Below are 23,279 nucleotides of genomic sequence, written 5' to 3' on the forward strand. Positions count from 1 at the left end.
AGTCACACCTCGGCGAATTCGAGCCCGCCCTCGACGGGGGAGGGTACTCGTCGACGCAGGGGTGATCCGAGTGCCCGCGCCAGATCGGTGCCGTCGTGTTCGGCGAGCAGTTCGCCGTCTGCCCATACCAGCAGTGCGGCGCTGACGCTGTGTTCCGCCGTCGAGTGCGCGAGGTCGTAGTGCGCACACCCCGGGACCCCGGCGTAGGTGATCCAGAGGTCGTACCCGGTCATGAACAGGTCGAGGTCGAATTGGACGCTCAAACCGAGGAGTTCACCCCGACCGTTGTCGTCGACGCCGGCGAAGGCCTCGTCCAGGGCGAGAAGTCGCGGTGCGTGTGGATCAGCGGAGTCGAGCATCACGTGGGCGGCCGCGAACAGCGGCAGGTGGAGCGACACCGACTGTTCACCGCCGGAGAGTGCACTGTGGCGGGCGACGGTGAGGCGGTCTTCGCTGCCGTCTCCGCCGACGAGGGTGAAGGAGAACACCCGCCACCTGCGGTAGTCGAGTGCGGAGGCGAGGATCTCGGGGTACGAGCGTTCGGGGTGCGCGGCCCGGGCGGTGCGAATCTGGGCCGCGAAATGTGCACGCATGGCAGCGAGATCGTCCGGATTGAGCGCGGACGCGTCGCGATCGAGCAGCTTCGAGATGGCGCGGGCGTTGTCGTCGAGGTTGTCGGCGAGAACCCAGTGCACGCCGATCGTGTTACCGGAAGACATCCGCCGCTCCCGCATCTCCGAACCCATTCGCGCGATCAGGTCGCGGGCGTCGACGGTGCGTTCGTGGATCTGCTGAGCGAGTCCGGTGAGCAGGGCGTCCTCGAGTATGCGCCGTTCCGAGTCGGTGAGGAGGAGTTCCTGATCAGCCCGGGCAGCGGCGATGCGGGACGCGAACGCACCCACCGACGAGTAACCCTGGTCGTCTTGCACCTGTACCACGGTGAGCCCGTCCGGTGCATCCCATTGCACGCGGTAGTCCTGACCCGCGGATGCGAGGCCGGCGTCGAAGTCCTGCAGGGCTGTGGTGAGCGCGGTGCGGGTGGACTTGCGTGCCGCCTCGCTGACTCGCACCGCGTCGGTGGCCGAGTCCAGCGCGCTGTACAGGGCGAGCACCTCGGCGGGCAAGACCTGTGCTGTGCTGTCCGCGTTCTGAATTCGGTAGACGAGCTGATCCGCGTTCATCCAGGCCGCAGGACTCGCCGGCCATACGTGGTCGGTGTCGACGCCGAGTAGTTCGAGGAGGTCGCGTCGTGCGTACGGGGCGAGGCGCGCCGCATCGTTGTGGGTTTCGGTGAGCGCGATGCGCAGGGTGGCGACTGCCGCCGCGTAGGCGCCCTCCGCTTTGCCGATCGCCTCTCCCGCATCCTTGTCCGCTTTGCGGGCCTCCCGCTGCCGCTGCTTGCACGCCTCGATCCGGGCATGCGCTTCCTCGAGTTGAGCATCGATGTGTTCGGCGCTGGCGCCGAGGCTCTCGCGAAGGGTGTCCAGCCGTTGGACCTGTGTTGCGAGACTCTCTTCGGCGATAGCCGCCTCCTCGGCGAACTCCTCCGCGTTGCCGCGTGCTTCCGCGAGCCGCTCGTGCGTTTCGCGGGTGTGCTCGAGTTCCTTGAGATGCTCACGCCGACAGCGCAATACCAGCTCGCCCTGCTTCTCGAAGTGCCGGATGGCTGCGGCCAGTGAGTCGATCTCGCGTGCCACGTGTGGAGTTCGGTGCGTGACGGCCGCGGTGCGCAGCTGCTTCTCTTTGCCCGACAGGTCGGCGATGGCCTGATCGAGATCACGATCCGCCGCCGCAGACGCCTCGGTGCGTGAGCGGAGCATCCCCGCATTCTCGGTCACCGTTTTGAGTGCGCGGAGAACCGATGCGGTGCGGGGCAGTGACCGACTGGTCGTGGCGACCTGCGCGGACAGCGCGACGGCCTCCGCCTCGGCGGTGCGGGCGTCGGTCAGCGCTGCCTCGGACTCGTCGATGGTCCGATCGAGTTCGGCGATGCGGGCTGCACGCCTGCGCGCACGTGCCGTCGCGCCGATATACTCCGCGTCGCCCTTGGCATGCGAACCCTGTTGTACGCCTTGTCGATACCCGCCCGCACCATCGACGGCGACCGTTGTGCCGGACACCGAGGTGCTGTCGGGCACCCAGGCGATGGACTCGAGGACGGCCTGCACGCGATCGGCGGGGACGCCGGTGTCGGGCTCGACCTCGAGGACGTCGGCCAGGGTGGGACCGTTTGGGCGATCGCCCGTCGGTAGTGGCAGCAGAAATTGCTCGGACTCGGTATCCGGCAGCGGTCCGTCGCCGCCGAAGATCCACCCGTCGAGGAGGTTGGCGGCCTGTAGCGCGGACTCGACGCCGGTCGCGACTGCGGCCTCCACGTTGTCGCGGAAGCGGACCAGACGCCACAGTGGTGCGCCGGGCAAGTCCTTCCGCGAGCCCGTTCGGGCCGCGAAGGGCGCCGGGGCGTCGTCGTGCTCGGCGGCAACCTCCGCACGGGTGGCCCGCAGGTCCCTGATCCGTTCGGTCAGGGTCGCAATGTCCGATTCCGCGCGCCGACGACGGAATTGGAGCGACTCGACGGCGTCGGCGGTATGTGCGGTGAGCACTTCGGCCAAGGTGGGTGCGTCGTCGTCACCGACTCGGTGCAGCGCGGCGTCGAGTGCGTCGAACAGCGATGCGGGCACTCCGAGGGACGTGTAGAGCGGCGCATGTTCGACCCACCAGGACCGCAGGGCGACAGCGGTTTCGCTGCGTGCGAGCTCGACAGCCGCTTCGGCTTCGAGGACCGCGGCCCTGGCCTGCTCGAGTTGCTCGCGACTGCGACGCGCTGCGGCGTCGGCGCGGGTTCGTTCGGTGGCGGCTTTCTCGACCGTGCTCAACGCGGCCCGCACGGCCCGCACGTCGCCGTCCCGCTCCTCGGCGTGCCCGTGCAGCGCAGCAGTCAGCTGGTCGGAGCGGGCACCGGCGGGCAGTGGGGTCCACGTGATGCCGGCGTCCTCGGCAGCGACGTGCAGTTCGTCCTCGGCGCGCGCGAGCGCCTCCACCAGTTTCGCGACAGCGGCGTCTGCCCGTTCGGCTTCCTCGGTGCGCTGCGACAGCGTGGCCCGCGCTTTGGCCGCCTTGTCGACCTGTTGCTCGGTGGCCTTCTCGAGAGTGGCCACGGCTTGGGCGAGATCGTCGAGTTGTGTGCGTCCCTCGTAGGCGGTGGAACGCTTGAGGGCGTCGAGGTTTTCGGTCGCCTGATCCAGTGCCCGCTCGGCGTCGATGAAGCCCTGTTCGGCCGCTTCGCGTGCTTCCCGGCTGCGGGTCTGCTCGGCCGCAGTCTCCCGTAGTGCGGTAATCCCGTTCTCGACGGCGTCGAGTCGCCCGGCCAGCTGGTCGACATCCGAACGCGCCTGCTGGCGCAGGTATTTGGTGTACACACCGATGAACCGTTGGGTTGCCCCGTCCGCCGCGGCGAGGCCTTCGAGGGCACGTCCGACTTCTTCCATGTCGCTGAACGAGCGCGCAGCCTCGAGGACCAGTTGCTCGTCGAGGGGTCGCAGCCCGTCGGTCAAGGCCTGGGACAACCCCTTGGGATCGAGGTTCTTGGCAAGCTGTGGACGCCGGAGGGTGAGGATCAGGTTGATCAACTGGTCGTATCGCTCGGCGCCGAGGCCGAACATGCGTGCATCGATCGCAGCGCGATAGTCCACCGGCCGATCGGTCAGACAATCGGTTCCGATCTGCTCGCCCAACTGCTTCTTCGTCAGCGGGCGATCGTCTGCGCCGAGCAGGGAGAAGTCGTCGCCGACGCGACCGTCGGCGACGAAATACCACCGGGTGACCTTGTCGTTGGACCTCGTCGCGCGCATGCCGACACCGACCGTCACGGCCTCGGGATCATCCTTCGGCCCTCGACAGAACTCCATCCACACGTACGAATACGCGCTGTCCTGGCCACGGTAGAGAAGGTTCGACTTCATCGTCCGCTCCTCACCCGCAAATGGATTGAGGCGCCGCGGTTCGATGCGGCCGTCGAGGACGAACGGGAACAGGACTTCGAGCGCCTTGGTCTTGCCCGACCCGTTGGGTCCCCGCAACACCAATCGTCCGTCGGCGAAGGAGAACTCCTGGTCGCGGTAGTCCCAGAGGTTGATGATTCCGGCACGGGTGGGCCGGAAGCGCGCGCTGGTCATGCGAAGGTGTCCTTGCTGTCGTTCGAGGAATGGGGGAACAGATCGATTTCGGGGGTGCGGTCGCGAATGTTGACCACGACTCCGCGATACCGCGCCAGCGCCGGTAGTACGAGAATCCCGCCGGGAACGGCGGCGACCAGGCTGAGGCGGTCGAGCAGTGCGACTGCGGCACGTCCCAAACCCTCGGGATCTGCCTGCCACCCGGCAGCGAACGTCTTGCCGAATCGATCGACCAGCGACGCCATGGTCAGTCGAATCCGGCTGTCCTCGACGAACGGATACGCAACCGGTTCGGCGGCCGGTAGCGGCGCCGCGTTGTCGGGGGCATCTGTGGCCAGGCTGTCGAAAATTCCGGACAGGGGAACGGCACCGTCCAACTGCTCGATCAGAGCTGTCGCCTGTCGATCGGGCACCGGCAGCTGCACTGGTTCGGCCCCGTCGGGATCGAGCAGGTGATCCGCGAGTTCGCCCGCCAACAACAACGCGACCTGCGCGACGGTGCCGGTGCCCGGAAACCGGATGTCGGACAGACGTCCCGAGGAGTCGATCATGGCGACGCCCTCACGCCGCCTTTCGGCGACCAGTCCGGTGAGAAGTTCGACGTCGGCTGCCGTTCGAGGGAGGGCGAGCTGCAATTGTTCGTCCTCCTCGAGTTCGGCCGCGTAGACGACGGGACGCTCGATGAGGGCGCGTCGGACGCGCCGAGCTGCTTCCTTGGTGTCGACGGCGCGGTCGAACGCCGCGGGATCGGAGTCGCCGCCGCGCCCGGAAAGAAGTTCACGGACCGACCGGAGATGCTGGAGAGCGCGGGACGGCCGGAACAAGGCGATCACCACCGAGCGGTCGATGTCGTACAGCGCCTCACCCGCATCGGGATTGGCTGCCCAGCTACCCGCGTCACCGTCGGCCAGCGCTATCGCGCCCCGGGTCGCGAGCCAGCCGACCGCGTCGACGAAGGCGTCCCGGTCGGCGGTCCGCTCGGTGGCGAGTTCGATGCCCTCGACCTGCGCCGCGGAGGCGGCCACGTGGTCTGCAAGTTCGGACAGGGTGATCTGATTGCCCGCCCGCCCCAGCGCGGCCAGTGCCAGTGCAAGGTATGCATAGCGGTACCGGTCGAACGTTCGATCCGTCGCGGTCTTGGCCGGGGCCCCGGCGTCGAGTCGATCGGCAATGGTGAACAACCGCGCGGTCGTTTCGGTGACTTCGAGTCGATATCCGAACAGATCGAGCAGGTCATCGCGTAACTCGGTGGCCCACCGGCGGAGCAGCGGAAGCGCGATCCGATCCGGGTAGGTCTGTGTCACCAGATGATTGGACAGAATGATGCGGGCCGCCCGCTGGTAGGAGTCGAGTGCGAGCGGAGGTATCTCCCGTGCCCTCACTGGACCGTCACCCGCAGTCCGTCGAGGTGGAGCCGGCCGCGGGCCGTGTGTACCACCGTCGATTCCGAATGGGGAGTCAGTGTGAGTTTCACCCCGTTACCGGATCCGGACGCGCCGCCGACTTTCCCGCTCACGGGGACACGAGCAGTCAACGCAGCGTCGAGCAGGCTGAGAAGAACATCGGTTTCCGCGTTGTCGAGCACCCGTTCGTGCACTCCTCCCGACGCGAGCGATTTCGCCGCCGAGGCTCGGGCCCGCTGACCGGCCAGCTGCTCTTCTCGTAACCGTCTGATGCCGGCGTCGTTCCGCTGGACACGGGCGGGGGCGCCGGGGGAGGGCGCACGTCCCGTCTCGGCGAGCGTGCGGGAGATCTCGACGGGCGGTGCCTCCCACCACGACCGCGAGTCGGGAATGATATCGGCGTCCGGATGCACCATGGACAGATGGCGGGGGCGGCCGAGGTCGAACACGGCGCGGAACAGCGCGTGCGCCGCTTCCTCGGAGGGAGTGGCAGCGAACCAAGCGGCGAGGTGCCGCAGCTGGCTTTCCCGGCTGACGCCTCCCCGCCGCGTCTCGGTGACCCGGCGTAGCAGCGACAGCACGGCGGCGATAGCGCTCATGGTCCCTTCGCGGAGTCGTTCCGACTCACTCGGCCCGGACTCCGGTGGCAGAAACCAGTGTGTGAGGCCGTTCCATCGTGCTCGCCAGTCGGCTTCCCGCTCGGCGGGCGGCAGGAATACCCGCTCGTCGCTCATCGCGGCCCTCCGGAGGAGGTCGTCGATCCCGGTGTCCTCGACCTCTCTGATCGCTTCGGCCAGTTTCGGTGCGTAGCGGGACAAGTCGGAACTGAACTCGCGCATGTGGGTGAGGAGCGCATCTTTGTGGGACAGGAATGTTTCGGGCGTGATTTCGGTGGTGCGCACCAGATCGCCGAGTGTGAGATAGAAGTGAGCGGCACGGGTAGCCATGTCGGACAGCGTGGCGTCGAGGCGACTGAGTTTCCGGAAGATCACGTCGTTGTCGGCGGCCCTGTTGGCGGCAGCGAGTTCCTTCATGTCCGCCAGCAGTTCGGGTAGCGCGAGCCGGGAGAGTGAGGCGTCGTCGAGGCGGGCGGCGAGGACGTCCTCGACGGCCCGGAACACTTGGTAACCGGCCTGGCTGAATTGGTAGACGAAGTGCCGATTTCGGTACTCGGCGAGGCTGGCGGCCCGCGTTCCGTCGTAGCTGCGTTCGAGAACCTCCCATACGTGGAGTTGCTCGAGCAGGGGAGTGACCTCGGCAGGGGAGAGCTGCCCGGACGCGTCGTCGGCGGCGATGCGGCCGAGGATGGTGGCCACCTCTGCGGCATGCAGGAGCACGACGTAATTGGCGCGGGCATGGTCGAATGCCCGGAGCACCCACAGATACTCGACGCGTTTCTCGGCGGTGGCGAACGAGAACAGCTTCAACCGATCGTCGCGTACGAGGAGATCGGGGAGTGGCCCCTCGGGACGCGACCACTCACGGGAGTTGCCTGATTCGCTCACCGGAACAGGTTATGCGGTCGGGTACCCCGCGGCCGAACGCCGTGCCCACCTGCGCCTTCATCTTTCGATGATGAATCGGGCCGGGACGGAAACGCGGAATTTCGCGAACTGGCGATCCCGCGCGGGTAGGCGACAACAGCCGTCGCCGCCACCAGCGCAAGTCCCGACCGAACACACCCCGTCCGTAAGACCTCTAAGCGGAGAGCAGGTCGGCTGTCACAGGACGAACAGGACGAAGACGATGGCGACCAGCACGAGCGCCAAGCCGACTACCGCTGCGACCAACCAGGAACTGCGGGTGTCGGAGCCGGCAATGGGCGCGTCCTGCGCGACGGCGCGCGGTTCCGGCGGTGTTGCGACCGCCGTTGCACCCGTGGTGCGCGCAGGGGAGGCACCCACTGCCGCGGCAGATGCGGGGTCTGTTGTGCGCGCCGCGGATCCTCTCGGCGTCTCGGCCGCTGCGGGCAAAGGCTCGCCGACAACGGCGTCGATCACCTCGGTGACGTCGTAAGAGGGCGGGAGGCCGATCGGGGTGACCCGGTGCGTCGTCGGATTGAAGCCCGCCGCGCGAATAGCGGCGCCGAGGGCAGCTGTCTGTTCGGGGCCGGGGCCGACCACACACCGCACGTCGAACTTCTCGCTCACCGTGGTCGCGAAGCCTCGAATCGCTGCTGCATCCCGCGCAATCAGCCCGTCACCGGTGACCACGACCGCGTCGAGGTTGCTCGGAAGCCACCCGAACGCACCGAGTGCGGTGGCGATCTGGGCGGAGGGAGTTCCCCCCGACGCGAAGCGGAAGGCCTTTCCCGCCTCGACTCCTGAACGGATCAACGCAACCGTCGCACCAGTGTCGTCGACATGATAAATACCGACCAATTGTCCGGGACGTTCGGCAATTTCGGATTCGAACCAGGCGGCCGCGGCTTCGGCGTCCGATACCAAGGACAGGTACGACATGTCGGCGTAGTCCAGGGCGTCGCGGAGGGCGGCAACTGCTGTCGAGTCCCACCGAGTGGGGTACGACGCCATGATGTCGGGAGCGCCGCCGGTTCGCCCACCGTGGTCGGGCAGTGGTTCACACTCCCGGAGCAGGCAGCGCATCGCGCCCGCGACCAAGTCTTCGGCCCGGTAACGGGTGCCGTCACCCAGCGCGACGCCGGCAGGATCACCGACCCGAGGAAGAAATCCCGACACGGTGTGCGTCCGACCGAGGGTCTGTGGTGCCGAACCACCGAGGATCGCGGTGCCGTCCGGGCACATGTGCAGGACGGTGTCCCTGACGATGACGACAGGATCCGGTGACCCCGGGTCGTTCGACGCGACCACCGCTGTGGACACGACACTGCCGATCCTGAGCCCGACTCCCATGGACATGCAAGTACCCCTATTCGTGTGCGAACGGATTGTGAATTCCGCCTGGCCGTTCCGACGCGCTCGTCGCGGCCACAAGATGTACATCCTGCTACTCGGAGGGGCCTGTGCCCGCCATCACGCGCGGCGTGGCGGCGGCGTGTCGCTCGTATCGACCACTTTCCTCGATATTTGGGCGATCGCAGTCACGAAGGAGTGTGTGGGGCGAGTGGGGTTCGCCATTCGCTCTCGTGGTCGGCGAGCCAGCTGAGGAGATGCTCAGCCTCTTGGGGATGACGCCCGGTTCCGGCAAGCAAGTCGGCGAAGGCCTGCGTCGGGGCCACCAAGCGAACGTTCTCGCGGAACAGCGTGCGCTCGAACACGGCAGCTGACCGGGGAGTGGCGATGAGGACGTTGGCGCCTTCGTCGACGGGGCGCAAGTGGAGGGCCTTGGCGAGGGCCTCGCCGTGATCGGCATAGATCTGCACCTGGTGCGCCGGTGCGTAGTCGACGAATGCTGCCGCAGCGACCGAGCCCGTAACTGCATACAGCTGATCTGCGTGCTTTGCGAGACCGGCGAGGACGGAGGCGACGCCTTCGGGGGCGAAGTAACCGACAGTGGGGGAGTCCTTGAAACTGGCGTCGCTGCTCCAGGCACGCAACATGTGCTGCCACCGCACCCTCGTCACGGGTCCGCGGGGGAGTCGCTCCAGTAGATCGCGTTCTTCGAGCGTTTCGACGACTCGATAGGTGGCTCCAGTCGAGGCCCCGGAGAGCCGGACGAGTTGAGGGACGGTGAGTTGACCGGAGTGGTCGGCGAGCGCCCGCACCACCCGGGCGGCCGGGTCACCGGTCAACTGGGCCGCGGGCCGGCCGGGACCGCGCCAGGGGTCGGCGTCGGCACCACGATCACGTACCCAGATTGCCGGCCGGTCGGCAGACAGCGAGGTATTTCCTGTGGCATCCGCATAGGAGAGGCCACGCGCATCGAGTTGACGCCGAACCGGATCGGAAAGATAACGCGCGCAAACGAATCCGCGATCAGAATCGGAAAGGCTGTCTGCAAATCTGGCCGCGTCCCCAGCCAGCACACCGCGAGCGGGGATGACCGAGAAGGAGGCTACCTCGCCGTTCGGCGCACCCACGAGGAGGCGTTCCGGGGCGTCGGGGAGCGAGCGGGACTTACCGGACGTCAACGTCCAGCCGTGGGGGAGCGCCGCCTGGAGCGTCGCGATCGACCGGCGGTAGAGGTCGATGTCGCGCTCCGGCTTGGGAAATGGCACTTTTTGCTCGCGACCCGCGAATTCAGTGTTCTCCTGACCCGGCACGCCACAACAGTAACATCTGTCACAGACGGAACGCCCGGAAAGTCCGAATGGGGTCCCCGTTTCCGGTGCAGCTGAGGGGTCGGTTTTCGCAAGAACCTCACCGCGCCACCACGACGACTATCCAACAGCCACGGGGGAGTCGCCGATATGTTGTGCGGCGGATCTCGATGACCGGGCTTCCCATGGGGGGCGTAGAGCTCCATCGGGGAGGGCTTGGCACGGTGACTTCGTCCGCGGGGGAGCGCGCTTTACCGGCGTGCCTCGGTGCCCGCCGGTGAGGAGCGTCTGTGCGCCTTTCTGGTTGTCCCAGCTACCAGAAAGGCGCACAGGTGAAGCTAAATCTGTCCCGGACGGAACAACCCAATTTACCGAATAACCCCATTAGTGCTGTCAGCCCTAACCGACTGGCCAGCTCAGCCGAACACCTCACCTCCACTCGAACCACTATCGCAACCGCCACGACACCGGCCGACCCGAGCCGTACGTGCCGGTCGGGCTGGAAGGCCGCGTAATTCGGCATTCGGTCACCTGGGATAGCCTCGGCTTCACACGACGAGTTCGGGTGGCACGGTGAACGGGATGCGGGCCGAAGCGAGGAGAAACGACGATGAGTGAACGCACCCCCAGCCAATGGGAGGAACTAGCAGCCGCCGACCCAGCGCATTCCACGTGGTACGTGGAGCGGTTCCGGACGATGGCGGCCGAGGGAAAAGACATCTTCGGGGAGGCTCGGCTGGTCGACGCGATGCTCGGCCGTGGGGGCCGGGTTCTCGATGCCGGGTGCGGGCCGGGTCGCCTGGGTGGCTATCTGCACGAGGCTGGGCACGTCGTGGTCGGTGTCGATGTGGATCCGGTGCTGATTGCGGCTGCCGAGGAGGACTATCCCGGCCCGACCTGGCTGGTCGGTGATCTCGCCGAGTTGGATCTGCCGGGCCGCGGGGTGAAAGCGGACTTCGATGTCATCGTCTGCGCCGGGAACGTCATGACGTTCCTCGCGCCGTCCACGCGGGAAGCGGTGTTGGCGGGGTTCGCTCGCCACCTCGGCCCCGCAGGCCGGGTGGTTGTGGGGTTCGGTGCCGACCGCGGGTACGACTTCTCACAATTCCTGACCGACGCCGCGACTGCTGGTCTCGCCGTGGATCTGCGACTCTCGACGTGGGATCTGCGCCCGTTCACCGACGAGTCACAGTTTCTGGTGGCGGTGTTCTCGCGAGCAGGTGCCTAGACACACAGGGTGAGAATCCCGTCCCGCACCGATGCGGGGTAGGTGCGTACCGACTCGACGCCCTCGGACGTGCAGGCTCCGGTGTCGAAGGAGAACGCGTACTGATGCAGCGGGCACATCACGACCGCGTCGTCGATCTGCCCGTCGGCGAGGGGGCCACCCTTGTGTGGGCACACGGCGTCCATGGCCCGAACGGTGCCGTCCGACAGCAGGAATACGGCGACCTGTCGGCCCTGCACGACGTACGTGCGGCCCTCGCCGGGCGTGAGTTGGTGGACTGGGCCGAGTGCAATCTCCGATGCACCCTCGATGGTCGCGGTCATCGAACCGGCACCTGGGGGAGCGGGAGGAGAGGAAGCGACGGCGCGAACTGTGCCGGTGATTTCGGTGCGCTGCGTTCCTTCCATGGATCTCGGTAGCCGTCGACTGCCGTCTGCATGCGCTGATCCAACCCTGCCACGATGCCCTCCTCGTCTCGGACCAAAACCGCCTGAAGGTGCTCGAGTCCGACTCTCGGCACGAAGTCGTAGGTGCGCTCGAGCCATTTCGCGTTCTCGCGGTAGTACTGGATGAACCTTCCGCCCAATTCGACTACGGCTTCGGGCGATTCGACGGTCGACAAGAGATCACCCTTGCGCACGTGGGCGCCCGCTGCGCCGCCGACATATATTTCCCAGCGGCCGTCGCCCACTGCCACGACGCCGAAGTCTTTGCACAGCGCCTCGGAGCAGTTGCGCGGGCAGCCGGCCACAGCCAGTTTCAGTTTTGCCGGCGTTTCCAGGCCCTGGAAGCGTTCTTCGATCGCAATGCCGAGACTCGTCGAATCGCCCAGGCCGTACCGGCAGAAGTCAGTCCCGACACAGGTTTTCACCGTGCGCATGCTCTTTCCGTAGGCGAAACCGGAGGGCATGTCCAGATCACCCCACACCTTGGGGAGGTCTTCCTTCTTGATGCCCAGCAGGTCGATACGCTGTCCGCCCGTCACTTTCACGAGTGGCACGCCGTATTTGTCGGCTACATCAGCGATCTTGCGGAGCTGATCCGGGGTGGTGACGCCGCCTTTCATCTGTGGCACCACCGAGAAGGTGCCGTCACGCTGAATGTTCGCGTGCACCCGGTCGTTGATGAACAAGGCGCCGCGTTCGTCCACCCAGTCCGGACCCCAGACGGTCCGCAGCAGTGAAGCCAACGGCATCTTCGCCGCCGCGTCCTCCTTGCCGTCGGTCGCGAGTTCCGCGAACACCTGCGACACGGCCCGCAGGTCGCGTTCGCGGATTGTAGCGATCAAGTCGGGCTTGGACATCGGGATGCTGGGCACATACCAGTCGGCGGCCGGGTCGACCTCCAGTTCACCACCCGCTGCGGCTGCCACGATGTCGGCGACGAGTCCCTTGCAGGACCCGCAGCCCTTACCTGCCCGCGTCTGCGCGCACACTGCGGACAGTGTTGTGGCCCCGGAGTGCACACACGCGACCAGATCGCCCTTGCTGACTCCGTTGCAGTTACACACCTGCAGGTCGTCGGGCAGATCCGCGGCACTGGCCGCGACGCTGGGTGTGCCGAGGTCGAAGAGCATACTGATGCGTTCTTCGGGCAGCGGGACCTTCCCGTCGAATGCCTGAGTGAGGTAGCCGGCCTTGCTGATGTCGCCCATGAGGGTGGCGCCGATCAACTTTCCGTCGCGGACGACGAGGCTCTTGTAGGTGCCGCTGCGGGGTTCGTAGTACTGGACAAATTCGTCGTCGGCGGTTTCGGGACCTTTGACACCCATGGCCGCCACGTCGACGCCCGCGACCTTCAGTTGTGTGGTTGTGCGCGAACCGACATATGCGGCTTCGGGGTTCGTGCCGGTGAGAACCTCAGCGAGAATGACGGACTGCTCCCACACCGGGGCGACGAGACCGTACGTTTCGCCGCGGTGCTGTGCGCACTCGCCGACGGCATACACCGAACCCTCGTCCTCACACCGCATCTGGTCATCGACCACGATGCCCCGCTCGACCACCAGCCCGGCCGCCCGCGCCATTTCGACGTTGGGCCGAATACCGGCGGTGACCACGACCATGTCGGCGTCCAAAGTGCTGCCGTTGACGAACGAGACACCCGTGACACGTCCCGCATCGTCGCGCAGAACCGCGGTGGTCCGCATCGAGGTATGGACACCGACACCGAGTTTCTCGATCTCGGAGCGGAGCATGCTGCCGCCGCGCTCGTCGAGTTGCTGATTCATGAGGTGGCCGGGGGAGTGCACCACGTTGACCTCGAGGCCCTGGGTGCGGAGCCCGTAGGCAGCCTCGAGTCCGAGGAGTCCACCACCGATGACGACGGCGGACACGTCGTCGTGGGCCTGCGCCATCTGCAGCATGCCGTTGGTGTCGGCGATGTTCCGGAATCCGAACACACCGCGGGCGAGCCTTCCGTCGGCTTCCCGGAGACCGTCCATGTTGGGGAAGAACGTGTTGCTTCCGGTCGCGATGATCAACACGTCGTAGTCGACGACGCGGCCACTCTCACACGTGACGGTCTTCGCGAAGCGGTCGAGGGCAACCGCCCGATCGCCGGCGTGGAGGGTGACGCCGTTCGCGGTATACCAACCCATCGGGTTGAGGATCAGGTCCTCGTCGTCGACCGCCGCCTCGCCGGACAAGACGTGCGAAAGCATGATGCGGTTGTAGTTGCCGTAAGGCTCGTCGCCGATCATGGTGATCTCGAATCGCTCGCGGCCGCCACGGTTGATGATCTCCTCGACGGTGCGTGCGCCGGCCATACCGTTGCCGACGACCAGCAGCTTGCTCGAACTCGGTGTGTTGGCCATAGGACGAGGCTCCGCCCCCGCCGTGTCGTAACGGCTGCGCGGAAGTTACATGGGAATCAGGAACATCTCACAGGCTCCGCGGAAGTTGCGTCAGACGGAACTGTCGCGCGGCATGAGAAGGGGAGCCGCCACCGCGAGCAGCACGGCAGGAAGTAGAAACCCCGCTGCCGGGGAGATCGCATAGACGGGAGTGAGAGTAATGGGTGCCAGCGCATTGCCCGTGAACCTCAATGCCTGGACCACCGATACCGCCCCACCCCGATTCGGTCCGGAAGACCCGAGAACTGCAGCGTTGACGCCGACCAGGATGAACTGGCCCGCAGCTCCGGCCGCGAACCAGGCCACGGCCACGACGGCGAGGAGCGAGACGGTGCCGGCGGCGGTGATGAGCACGGCACCGGCAACGGCACCGATCACGACGGCCGTCCGTGCGCCGATCCTGTCGATCACTCCGCCGACGAGGCGGGCAGTGAGGATTCCGGCCACTCCGAAGCCGGTGAGCAGGAGGCCCCGCTGGGTCGGGCTCAGGCCGAAGACGTCCTCGGCACGGAACGCCACCAGAAAGCTGAGTCCCCCCAGGGCGCCCCAGCCGAGTAGTGCCACAACACCCATTCGCAGTACCGGCAGGGTCAGCGCGTCGCGCAGGCGTGGACGCGCGGCCCCCGGCTCGTCGCGGGCAGCGTCCGGTATCCCGATGAGGCCGAAGGCCGCGGCGACGAGGGCGATGACGAGGAACGACAGCCGCCAGTCGATCTCGGCGGCCAGTCCGCCGACGAGCGGCGCACTCGACTGACCTGCAGCTTGGAACGCGCCGAAGATCCCGAGTGCACGTCCGAGACGCTTCTTCGGCGTGGAGGCGGCGAGCGCAGCCAGCAGCAGGGGTGTGGTGAACGAGTTGGAGCATCCCTGCAACACCCGCGCGCCGAGAAACAACGGGAGCGTGGGGGCGAGGAAGCACGCGAGCGACGACACCAGGTAGACGGCGTAGGCGGCCCGCACGGTCCGAGTGCGACCCCAGCGCGCCCCTAGTGTTCCCGACACGAGCATCACCAGCGCGAATGGCAGCAGGTACGCCGTCAGGGAACTGGCGGCGGCTGCGGCGCCCACGCCCAGGTCGTCACCGATCTCGGGGAGGATCGAGACGACGACGCCGCCGCCGAAGGGTCCGAGGAAGCCCCCACCGTAGAGGGCGAGGCGTTGCAGTGCAGAACGAAGCGACTCCGGGGAGCGCTCCGTCACAGCCCGAAGCTGCCGGGCCCACGCCGGCGGAGGTACCGCTCGAACTCGGCCGCCAATGCGTCACCGTCGATCTTCGAGATCGCCTCGGAAATGTCGGTCTCGGCGTCTCCGCGTTCCTCGAGCGAGCGGACGTAGTCGCCGATCTCTTCGTCGTCGGCGGTCATCTCCGTGACGGCTTCCTGCCAGTCGTCGGCTTGGCTCGGCAGCTCACCGAGCGGAACCTCGATGTCGAGAACATCCTCGACGCGTTGGAGCAGAGCGACGGTGGCCTTCGGGTTCGGTGGCTGCGACACGTAGTGGGGCACGGCCGCCCAGAACGACACCGCGGGCACACCGGCCCGGACGCAGGCGTCCTGCAGCACCCCGGTGATGCCGGTAGGCCCCTCGTACCGCGTCTGCTCGAGCTTGAACCGCTCGGCGGCCTCACTGCTGTACGCGCTGCCGGTGACGGGGACCGGCCGGGTGTGCGGCGTATCCGCGAGGAGCGCCCCCAGGATGACGACGGTGCTGATCTCGAGTTGGTCGATCAGCTCGAGGAGGTCCTCGCAGAAGCTGCGCCAGCGCATGTTCGGTTCGATACCGCGAAGAAGGACGACGTCACGCTCACTGCCGGGTGGAGAGCACACGGACAGGCGGGTGGCCGGCCACACAATCTCCCGGGTGACGCCGTCGACCTGCCGGACGGTGGGGCGATTGACCTGGTAGTCGTAGTATTCCTCGGAATCCAGCTCGGCCAGCGGCTGGGCGTCCCAGGTCAACTCCAGGTGTTCGACGGCCCCGCTCGCGGCGTCGCCGGCGTCGTTCCAGCCTTCGAAGGCGGCGACCATGACAGGGTCACGCAGCACGGGAACGCCGTTGTCTTCGGCGCCGGCATCCGCGGTGTCGAAGGCGTCGTCGTCGCGGCCCGCGGGCGTGACAGGGAACTCACTGGAACTCACCCACCCAGCCTACGGCCAGCATCCGCCCCCGCGCCCATTAGTCTGGACGGCATGTCTGCGCCATTTCACTCTGCCCTGCTCGATGCGTTGAACCAGCGCGTTGTCATCGGCGACGGCGCCATGGGCACCATGTTGCAGGCCGCAGATCTCACCTTGGACGACTTCCTGGGCCTCGAGGGCTGCAACGAAATTCTCAACCACACCCGCCCCGACGTGCTGAAAGACATCCATCGCGCGTACTTCGAGGCCGGGGCCGACGCCGTCGAAACCAACACGTTCGGCTGCAACCTGCCCAACCTGGCGGACTACGACATCCAGGACCGGATCCGCGAACTGGCCGAGAAAGGTACTCGGCTGGCACGTGAGGTCGCCGACGAGATGGGGCCGGGGCGCGACGGCATGGGCCGGTTCGTGCTGGGGTCGATGGGCCCGGGCACCAAGCTGCCGACACTCGGTCACGCATCGTTCGCGAGCCTGCGGGACGCGTACGCCGAGGCGGCGATGGGAATGATCGACGGGGGCGCCGATGCGATCCTCGTCGAGACGTGCCAGGACCTTCTGCAGGTGAAAGCCGCGATTCTCGGCAGTCGCATGGCGATGGACAAGCTCGGCTCCCGGCTGCCGATCATGACGCACGTCACCGTGGAGACCACCGGAACGATGCTTCTCGGCAGTGAGATCGGTGCGGCGCTGACCGCCCTCGAGCCGCTCGGAATCGACATGATCGGACTCAACTGCGCTACCGGTCCGGCCGAGATGAGCGAGCACCTTCGGCACCTGTCGAAGTACTCGACGCTGCCGGTGTCGGTCATGCCCAACGCCGGTCTGCCGACGCTGGGGGCCAATGGCGCCGAGTACCCGCTCACGGCGGAGGAGCTGGCGGAGGCGCTCAGCGGGTTCGTCAGCGAGTACGGGCTCGCGCTGGTGGGTGGTTGCTGCGGCACCACCCCGGAGCACATCCGGCAGGTGGCCGAGGCGGTGCGCCTGGTCGAGAAGGCCGAGCGTAATCCGGTACGCGAGTCGGGGACGTCCTCGCTCTACACCGCAGTGCCGTTCCAGCAGGATGCGAGCATCCTGATGATCGGCGAGCGCACGAACTCCAACGGATCGAAGGCGTTCCGTGAGGCGATGATCGCCGAGGACTACCAGAAGTGCCTCGACATCGCCAAGGACCAGACCCGCGACGGCGCCCACATGCTGGACCTCAACGTGGACTACGTCGGCCGCGACGGTGCCGCAGACATGGCCGCTCTGGCGAGCCGGTTCGCGACGGCGTCGACGTTGCCGATCATGCTGGACTCCACCGAGCCCGCAGTGCTGCAGGCGGGCCTCGAACATCTCGGTGGTCGGTGCGCCGTCAACTCCGTGAACTACGAGGACGGCGACGGGCCGGATTCGCGGTTCCAGAAGATCATGCGGCTGGTGAAGGAACATGGCGCCGCCGTGGTGGCCCTGACCATCGACGAGGAGGGGCAGGCGCGTACCGCGGAGCACAAGGTCCGGATCGCCGAGCGGCTCCTCGAGGACATCACCAACAACTGGGGTCTCGACGAGTCCGACATCATCATCGACGCGCTCACGTTCCCGATCTCCACCGGTCAGGAGGAGGTGCGCCGGGACGGCATCGAGACCATCGAGGCGATCCGGGAGCTGAAGAAGCGGCACCCTGAGGTGCACTTCACCCTCGGTGTGTCGAACATCTCGTTCGGTCTCAATCCGGCCGCGCGGCAGGTGCTCAACTCGGTATTCCTGCACGAGTGCACCGAGGCCGGTCTCGACACGGCGATCGTCCACGCGTCCAAGATCTTGCCGATGGCTCGCATCCCCGACGAGCAGCGGGAAACGGCCCTCGACCTGGTCTACGACCGTCGCAGCGAGGGTTACGACCCACTGCAGAAGCTGATGCAACTCTTCGAGGGTGTCTCGGCGGCGTCGGCGCGTGAATCGCGCGCCCAGGAACTTGCGGCTCTGCCGCTGTTCGAACGGCTCGAGCGGCGCATCGTGGACGGGGAGCGCAACGGCCTCGACGAGGACCTCACCGAGGCCATGACGCAGAAGCCGCCGCTCGAGATCATCAACGAGACGCTGCTCTCGGGCATGAAGACCGTCGGCGAACTCTTCGGCTCCGGCCAGATGCAGCTGCCGTTCGTCCTCCAGTCCGCCGAGGTGATGAAGGCGGCGGTGGCGTACCTCGAACCACACATGGAGGCCACCGACGAGGACGGCAAGGGTCGCATCGTCATCGCCACGGTGAAGGGCGACGTCCACGACATCGGCAAGAACCTGGTCGACATCATCCTGAGCAACAACGGATACGACGTCGTGAACCTGGGCATCAAGCAGCCGATCGCCACCATTCTCGATGCCGCGATCGAGCAGCGGGCCGATGTGATCGGCATGTCCGGTCTGCTGGTGAAGTCGACCGTGGTGATGAAGGACAATCTGCAGGAGCTCAACGCCAAGGGCGTCGCGGAGAAGTTCCCTGTGCTCCTCGGGGGAGCGGCCCTTACCCGGTCTTATGTGGAGAACGACCTCGCCGAGGTGTACGAGGGTGAGGTCAGCTACGCGCGGGACGCTTTCGAGGGCCTGCACCGGATGGACGAGATCATGGCCCTCAAGCGCGGCGGTGGACCCGATCCGGACAGCCCGGAGGCGATCGCGGCCCGCGAGAAGGCGGCTGAGCGCAAGGCCCGCCACGAACGATCGAAAAGGATCGCCGAGAAACGCAAGGCCGCCGAAACGCCGATCGAGGTGCCCGAGCGGTCCGACGTGGCCACCGACATCGACGTCCCGAATCCGCCCTTCTGGGGTAACCGGATCGTCAAGGGCGTCTCGCTGTCCGAGTATTCGGGACTCCTCGACGAGCGTGCCCTGTTCCTCGGACAGTGGGGCCTGCGCGGACAGCGGTCCGGCGACGGTCCTACCTATGAGGAGCTGGTGGAGACCGAGGGCCGCCCACGACTGCGGTATTGGCTCGATCGCCTGAGCACGGAAGGAATCCTCGCGCACGCCGCGGTGGTGTACGGGTACTTCCCGGCCGTGTCCGAGGGTGACGACGTGGTGGTGCTCACCGAACCGAAGCCCGATGCGGACGAGCGTTTCCGGTTCACGTTCCCGCGTCAGCACCGTGACCGCTTTCTCTGCGTCGCCGACTTCGTCCGCTCGCGGACCGAAGCGAAGGAAACCGGGCAGGTTGATGTGTTCCCGATGCAGTTGGTCACCATGGGGCAGCCCATTGCGGACTTCGCGAACGAGCTGTTCGCTGCAAACGCGTATCGCGACTACCTCGAGGTGCACGGCATCGGTGTGCAGTTGACGGAATCGTTGGCCGAGTACTGGCATCGCCGCGTGCGGGAGGAACTGGTGCTGCCCGGCGGACACAATGTGGCGGAACAGGACCCGTCGGAGGTGTCCGGATTCTTCGACCTGGCGTATCGCGGTGCCCGCTACTCGTTCGGCTACGGCGCGTGCCCCAACCTGGAAGACAGGGCCAAGATGGTAGCTCTGCTCGAGCCCGAGCGGATCGGTGTGAAGTTGTCCGAGGAGTTGCAGTTGCATCCGGAACAGTCCACGGATGCGTTCGTTCTGCACCATCCCGAGGCGAAGTACTTCAATGTCTGAGGCGGGCAACGAACTCGCAGGTGTTCTGTGGGACATGGACGGAACGCTGCTCGATTCGGAGAAGATGTGGGACGTCGCGGTGCGGGAGTTGTCGCTGCACCTCGGCGGTCCCATGACCGAGGAGACACGGCTGAAGACGATCGGTGCATCCAGTGCCGATGCGCTCGGCGTCATCTTCGACGCTCTCGGCCTCGAGCAGGACCCGGTTTCGCTCGCCGAGGCCAAGGAGTGGATGTTCACTCGCGTCGAAGAGTTGTTCGCCGACGGCATCCCGTGGCGTCCCGGCGCACTTCGGGCATTGCAGGCGGTGCGTGAACACGGCCTGAGTACAGCCCTGGTGACCAACACCGAGCGTCGTCTCACCGAGCGCGCACTCGACACGCTCGGGCGGCAGCACTTCGACCATTCGGTGTGTGGTGACGAGGTGCCGTTCGGCAAGCCGGACCCCGGCCCGTATCTGCGAGGTGCTGAACTGCTGGGGCTGGACCCTGCTCAGTGTCTCGCCATCGAGGACTCTCCCACCGGTGCCGCGTCGGCGCAGGCCGCCGGATGCGTCGTGCTCGTCATCCCCTGCGAGGTCGTCGTACCGCAGGGCCCGGGCAGAGTGTTCCGGGACAGTCTCGAAGGGCTCACGGGCGTAGAACTCGGCGCACTGTGGTCGCAGCCGCAAGCGCAGCTGAGCGGCCTGCAGCTTTAGGTATCCTGGTTTCCCGTGGCTGTGCCGAAGATTGTGCTGTTCTATGTGTTCACACCGCTCGCCGACCCGGACGCGATCCGGCTGTGGCAGCACACCCTCGCCGAGGCCCACGGCCTCACCGGCCGAATCCTGATCTCCGAGCACGGCATCAACGCCACGGTGGGCGGCGACATCCGGGACGTCAAGAAGTATGTCAAGGGCACCCGGAGTTACGCACCCTTCCGCGACGCCGACATCAAATGGTCCGATGGGCGCGGCGCCGACTTTCCCCGGCTCAGCGTCCGGGTACGGCCCGAGATCGTGTCCTTCGGTGCGCCCGACGAGCTGAAAGTCGACACGACCGGGGTGGTGGGCGGCGGCACCCACCTGGCGCCACACGAGGTGCACGAACTGGTCGAGGGTAGGGGCGAGGACGTCGTGTTCTTCGACGGCCGCAACGCCTTCGAGGCCGAGATCGGCCGATTCCGGGGGGCCGTCGTCCCCGAAGTGTCGACGACCCGGGACTTCGTCCACGAACTCGACAGCGGCAAGTACGACCACCTCAAGAACAAGGCGGTGGTGACGTATTGCACGGGCGGGGTGCGCTGTGAGGTGCTGTCGTCGTTGATGCGCTCGCGCGGTTTCGGGGAGGTATATCAACTCGAGGGCGGCATCGTCCGGTACGGCGAAGCCTTCGGTGACAGCGGTCTGTGGGAAGGGTCGCTGTATGTCTTCGACAAGCGGATGTCCGTGAACTTCAGCGAGCGGGCGAGCGTCCTGGGAACCTGCACCGTATGCGGGGATCCCACGTCCCGTTACGAGAATCTGCCCGAGAATCAGGGGCGTGCGCTTGCGTTGGTGTGTGAGGGCTGCACCGCCGACAGTCGGGTCGGCTGACGTGGCCGGCGCCCCTCTGCCCGTCCGTAACGGGCTCGGCCCGGACCGCATACGGATGCCCGCCGACCTCGACACGAAGACCGTTGCCGACTTTCTGCTGCGGACCTACCCGGACGACAGTGCGCACTGGCTCACGCTGATCGACAGTGGTGGTGTGGTCGACGAACACGGGCGGGTGGTCGATCGCCGAACACGGTACTCGCCGACGCGATTCGTGTATTTCTACCGTGATCCTGCCCCCGAGATCCCGGTGCCGTTCGACATCGACATCCTCCACCACGACGACCGGCTCGTCGTGGTCGACAAACCGCACTTTCTCGCGACCATCCCGCGTGGCGCCCACATCACCGAGACTGCGGTGGTACGACTGCGTAAGGCCCTCGACCTCCCCGAACTGACGCCGGCGCACCGGCTCGACCGGATGACGGCGGGTGTGCTCGTGTTCCTCGTCCGGCGTGAGGATCGTCGACCGTATCAGGAGTTGTTCGTCTCCCGGCAGGTGACGAAAGAGTATGAGGCGCTTGCCGGTACCGCTTCGGCGTTGACCTTTCCGCGCACCGTTCGCAGCCGTATCGTGAAGGAACACGGGGTGATGACGGCAACGGAGGAACCGGGGGAGCCGAACAGTGAAACCGTGATCGACCTGCTCGAGTCGAGGAATGGTCGCGGACGTTACCGCCTGCTGCCGAGAACAGGTCGCACGCACCAGCTGCGGTTGCACATGTCGTCGCTGGGATTGCCGATCGAGGGCGACAACTACTACCCGACCTTCCGCCGCTCGGTGCCCGGTGACTTCTCTTCGCCCCTGCAGTTGCTCGCGCGGGCTATTGAGTTCATCGACCCGGTGTCGGGTGGGGTCCGCCGGTTCGAGAGTCGCCGCACTCTCGGGTGGTGACCGGTTCCGAGGGGACCGCGGTGGCGTGAAACAATGGGTCCTCGTGAAGACCTTCGAATCCCTGTTCGCCGAGCTGACTGAACGCGCCGCCACCCGTCCCGAGGGCTCCGGCACCGTTGCCGCCCTGGACGCCGGCGTCCATTCGCAGGGAAAGAAGATCCTCGAAGAGGCCGGTGAGGTGTGGATTGCCGCCGAGCACGAGAGCGACGACGCGCTCTCCGAGGAGATCTCCCAGCTGCTCTACTGGGTTCAGGTGCTGATGGTGGGTAAGGGGCTGAAACTCGAGGACGTCTACCGACATCTGTGATCGGTCGATCGAGCCTTCCCTCACTCCGCGTCGTCTCCGAAAGGACCCCTCCCATGCTGCGCGTTGCAGTCCCGAACAAGGGCTCGCTGTCCGAGTCCGCCGCCGAAATCCTCAGCGAAGCCGGTTACCGGCGCCGCACCGACTCCCGCGATCTGACCGTTCTCGACCCGTCGAATCAGGTCGAATTCTTCTTCTTGCGGCCCAAGGACATCGCGATCTACGTCGGTTCGGGTGAACTCGACCTCGGGATCACCGGCCGCGACCTCGCCCGCGATTCGGGCGCCCCTGTCTCCGAACGGCTCTCACTCGGCTTCGGCCGGTCCACCTTCCGGTACGCCGCCCCTGCCGGGAAGGATTGGTCCGTGGAGGACCTCGCGGGGCTGCGGATCGCCACGTCCTACCCCAACCTGGTGCGCGACGATCTGTCGGCCCGCGGCATCGAGGCCTCGGTGATCCGCCTCGACGGCGCGGTCGAGATCTCGATTCAGCTCGGTGTCGCGGACGCGATCGCCGACGTGGTGGGGTCGGGACGCACACTGCGCCAGCACAACCTGGTGGCCTTCGGGGACATCCTCTGCGACTCTGAGGGTGTGCTCATCGAACGCGCGGGTTCGCCCGCCGACAATTCGGCCCGCAACCAGTTGGTGGAGCGGGTGCGGGGCATCGTGTTCGCGCAGCAGAATCTCATGCTCGATTACGATTGCCCCAAGACGATCCTCGACGACGCGTTGAAGATCACCCCGGGTCTGGAATCCCCGACACTGTCCCCGCTGGCCGACGAGAACTGGGTGGCAGTGCGGGCGATGGTGCCGATCAAGGGGCACAACGGTGTGATGGACGAGCTCGCCGAACTGGGTGCCAAGGCGATTCTGGCCTCGAACATCCGGTCGTGCCGGGCTCTGTGA

Annotated in this window: 16 protein-coding genes; 7 read left to right on the forward strand and 9 right to left on the reverse strand. The window is 66.6% G+C overall.

Annotated elements, in window-relative coordinates:
• Window positions 1-2: 2 nt before the first annotated feature.
• From ACH49N_RS26615 to ACH49N_RS26635, 5 genes are all read right to left on the reverse strand, one after another.
• Window positions 3-4,175, reverse strand: a complete 4,173-nt coding sequence (locus tag ACH49N_RS26615) for a TIGR02680 family protein (protein WP_358275466.1) — start codon at window positions 4,173-4,175, stop codon at window positions 3-5.
• Window positions 4,172-5,557 carry a DUF2398 family protein gene (locus ACH49N_RS26620; protein WP_358275467.1) on the reverse strand — a complete coding sequence of 462 codons (1,386 nt, stop codon included), beginning with the start codon at window positions 5,555-5,557 and terminating at the stop codon, window positions 4,172-4,174. Before ACH49N_RS26620 ends, ACH49N_RS26615 begins: the two co-directional genes overlap by 4 nt.
• The gene (locus ACH49N_RS26625) at window positions 5,554-7,005 is read right to left on the reverse strand and encodes a TIGR02677 family protein (protein WP_358275534.1); all 1,452 of its coding nucleotides are present in this window, start codon (window positions 7,003-7,005) and stop codon (window positions 5,554-5,556) included. The genes ACH49N_RS26620 and ACH49N_RS26625 overlap by 4 nt, the downstream gene beginning before the upstream one ends.
• Window positions 7,006-7,299: 294 nt before the next feature.
• On the reverse strand, window positions 7,300-8,457 hold the full coding sequence (locus ACH49N_RS26630; protein WP_358275469.1) for a hypothetical protein: 1,158 nt from the start codon (window positions 8,455-8,457) through the stop codon (window positions 7,300-7,302).
• A 182-nt stretch (window positions 8,458-8,639) separates the two neighbouring features.
• Entirely contained in the window at window positions 8,640-9,761 is a 1,122-nt protein-coding gene (locus tag ACH49N_RS26635) for a helix-turn-helix domain-containing protein (RefSeq protein ID WP_358275471.1), read from the reverse strand.
• 607 nt (window positions 9,762-10,368) lie between these two features.
• Here ACH49N_RS26635 and ACH49N_RS26640 point away from each other — a divergent pair.
• A complete protein-coding gene (locus ACH49N_RS26640) occupies window positions 10,369-10,986 on the forward strand; it encodes a bifunctional 2-polyprenyl-6-hydroxyphenol methylase/3-demethylubiquinol 3-O-methyltransferase UbiG (protein ID WP_250768496.1) in 618 nt (205 codons plus the stop codon).
• On the opposite strand, the gene ACH49N_RS26645 is transcribed toward ACH49N_RS26640, so the two are convergent.
• The 4 genes from ACH49N_RS26645 to ACH49N_RS26660 all read right to left on the reverse strand — a co-directional run bounded on the left by ACH49N_RS26645 (window position 10,983) and on the right by ACH49N_RS26660 (window position 15,978).
• A complete protein-coding gene (locus ACH49N_RS26645; protein ID WP_358275473.1) occupies window positions 10,983-11,309 on the reverse strand; it encodes a Rieske 2Fe-2S domain-containing protein in 327 nt (108 codons plus the stop codon). The genes ACH49N_RS26640 and ACH49N_RS26645 overlap by 4 nt on opposite strands.
• Window positions 11,306-13,801 (reverse strand): nitrite reductase large subunit NirB, encoded by a 2,496-nt coding sequence (nirB, locus tag ACH49N_RS26650; RefSeq protein WP_358275475.1) that lies wholly within the window; start codon window positions 13,799-13,801, stop codon window positions 11,306-11,308. Before nirB ends, ACH49N_RS26645 begins: the two co-directional genes overlap by 4 nt.
• A 90-nt stretch (window positions 13,802-13,891) precedes the next feature.
• The gene (locus ACH49N_RS26655) at window positions 13,892-15,040 is read right to left on the reverse strand and encodes an MFS transporter (protein WP_358275477.1); all 1,149 of its coding nucleotides are present in this window, start codon (window positions 15,038-15,040) and stop codon (window positions 13,892-13,894) included.
• Window positions 15,037-15,978: a PAC2 family protein gene (locus ACH49N_RS26660; RefSeq protein ID WP_159922007.1), complete on the reverse strand. Its 942-nt coding sequence runs from the start codon at window positions 15,976-15,978 to the stop codon at window positions 15,037-15,039. The genes ACH49N_RS26655 and ACH49N_RS26660 overlap by 4 nt, the downstream gene beginning before the upstream one ends.
• A 51-nt stretch (window positions 15,979-16,029) precedes the next feature.
• Between ACH49N_RS26660 and metH the strand changes: the two genes are divergently transcribed.
• The 6 genes from metH to hisG are packed head-to-tail and all read left to right on the forward strand — an operon-like array spanning window position 16,030 to window position 23,279.
• Window positions 16,030-19,599: a methionine synthase gene (gene metH / locus ACH49N_RS26665; RefSeq protein WP_358275479.1), complete on the forward strand. Its 3,570-nt coding sequence runs from the start codon at window positions 16,030-16,032 to the stop codon at window positions 19,597-19,599.
• Window positions 19,592-20,296 carry an HAD family hydrolase gene (locus ACH49N_RS26670; RefSeq protein ID WP_358275480.1) on the forward strand — a complete coding sequence of 235 codons (705 nt, stop codon included), beginning with the start codon at window positions 19,592-19,594 and terminating at the stop codon, window positions 20,294-20,296. Before metH ends, ACH49N_RS26670 begins: the two co-directional genes overlap by 8 nt.
• A gap of 15 nt (window positions 20,297-20,311) precedes the next feature.
• Window positions 20,312-21,172: a rhodanese-related sulfurtransferase gene (locus ACH49N_RS26675; RefSeq protein WP_358275481.1), complete on the forward strand. Its 861-nt coding sequence runs from the start codon at window positions 20,312-20,314 to the stop codon at window positions 21,170-21,172.
• Window position 21,173: 1 nt separating this feature from the next.
• Window positions 21,174-22,067, forward strand: a complete 894-nt coding sequence (locus ACH49N_RS26680; RefSeq protein WP_213578043.1) for a pseudouridine synthase — start codon at window positions 21,174-21,176, stop codon at window positions 22,065-22,067.
• Between the two features lie 25 nt (window positions 22,068-22,092).
• Entirely contained in the window at window positions 22,093-22,374 is a 282-nt protein-coding gene (locus ACH49N_RS26685) for a phosphoribosyl-ATP diphosphatase (RefSeq protein ID WP_201453570.1), read from the forward strand.
• Window positions 22,375-22,427: 53 nt separating this feature from the next.
• Window positions 22,428-23,279 (forward strand): ATP phosphoribosyltransferase, encoded by an 852-nt coding sequence (gene hisG, locus ACH49N_RS26690; protein WP_358275483.1) that lies wholly within the window; start codon window positions 22,428-22,430, stop codon window positions 23,277-23,279.

It is taken from the genome of Rhodococcus sp. NPDC019647, assembly GCF_044389235.1.
GTDB lineage: Bacteria > Actinomycetota > Actinomycetes > Mycobacteriales > Mycobacteriaceae > Rhodococcus_F > Rhodococcus_F oxybenzonivorans.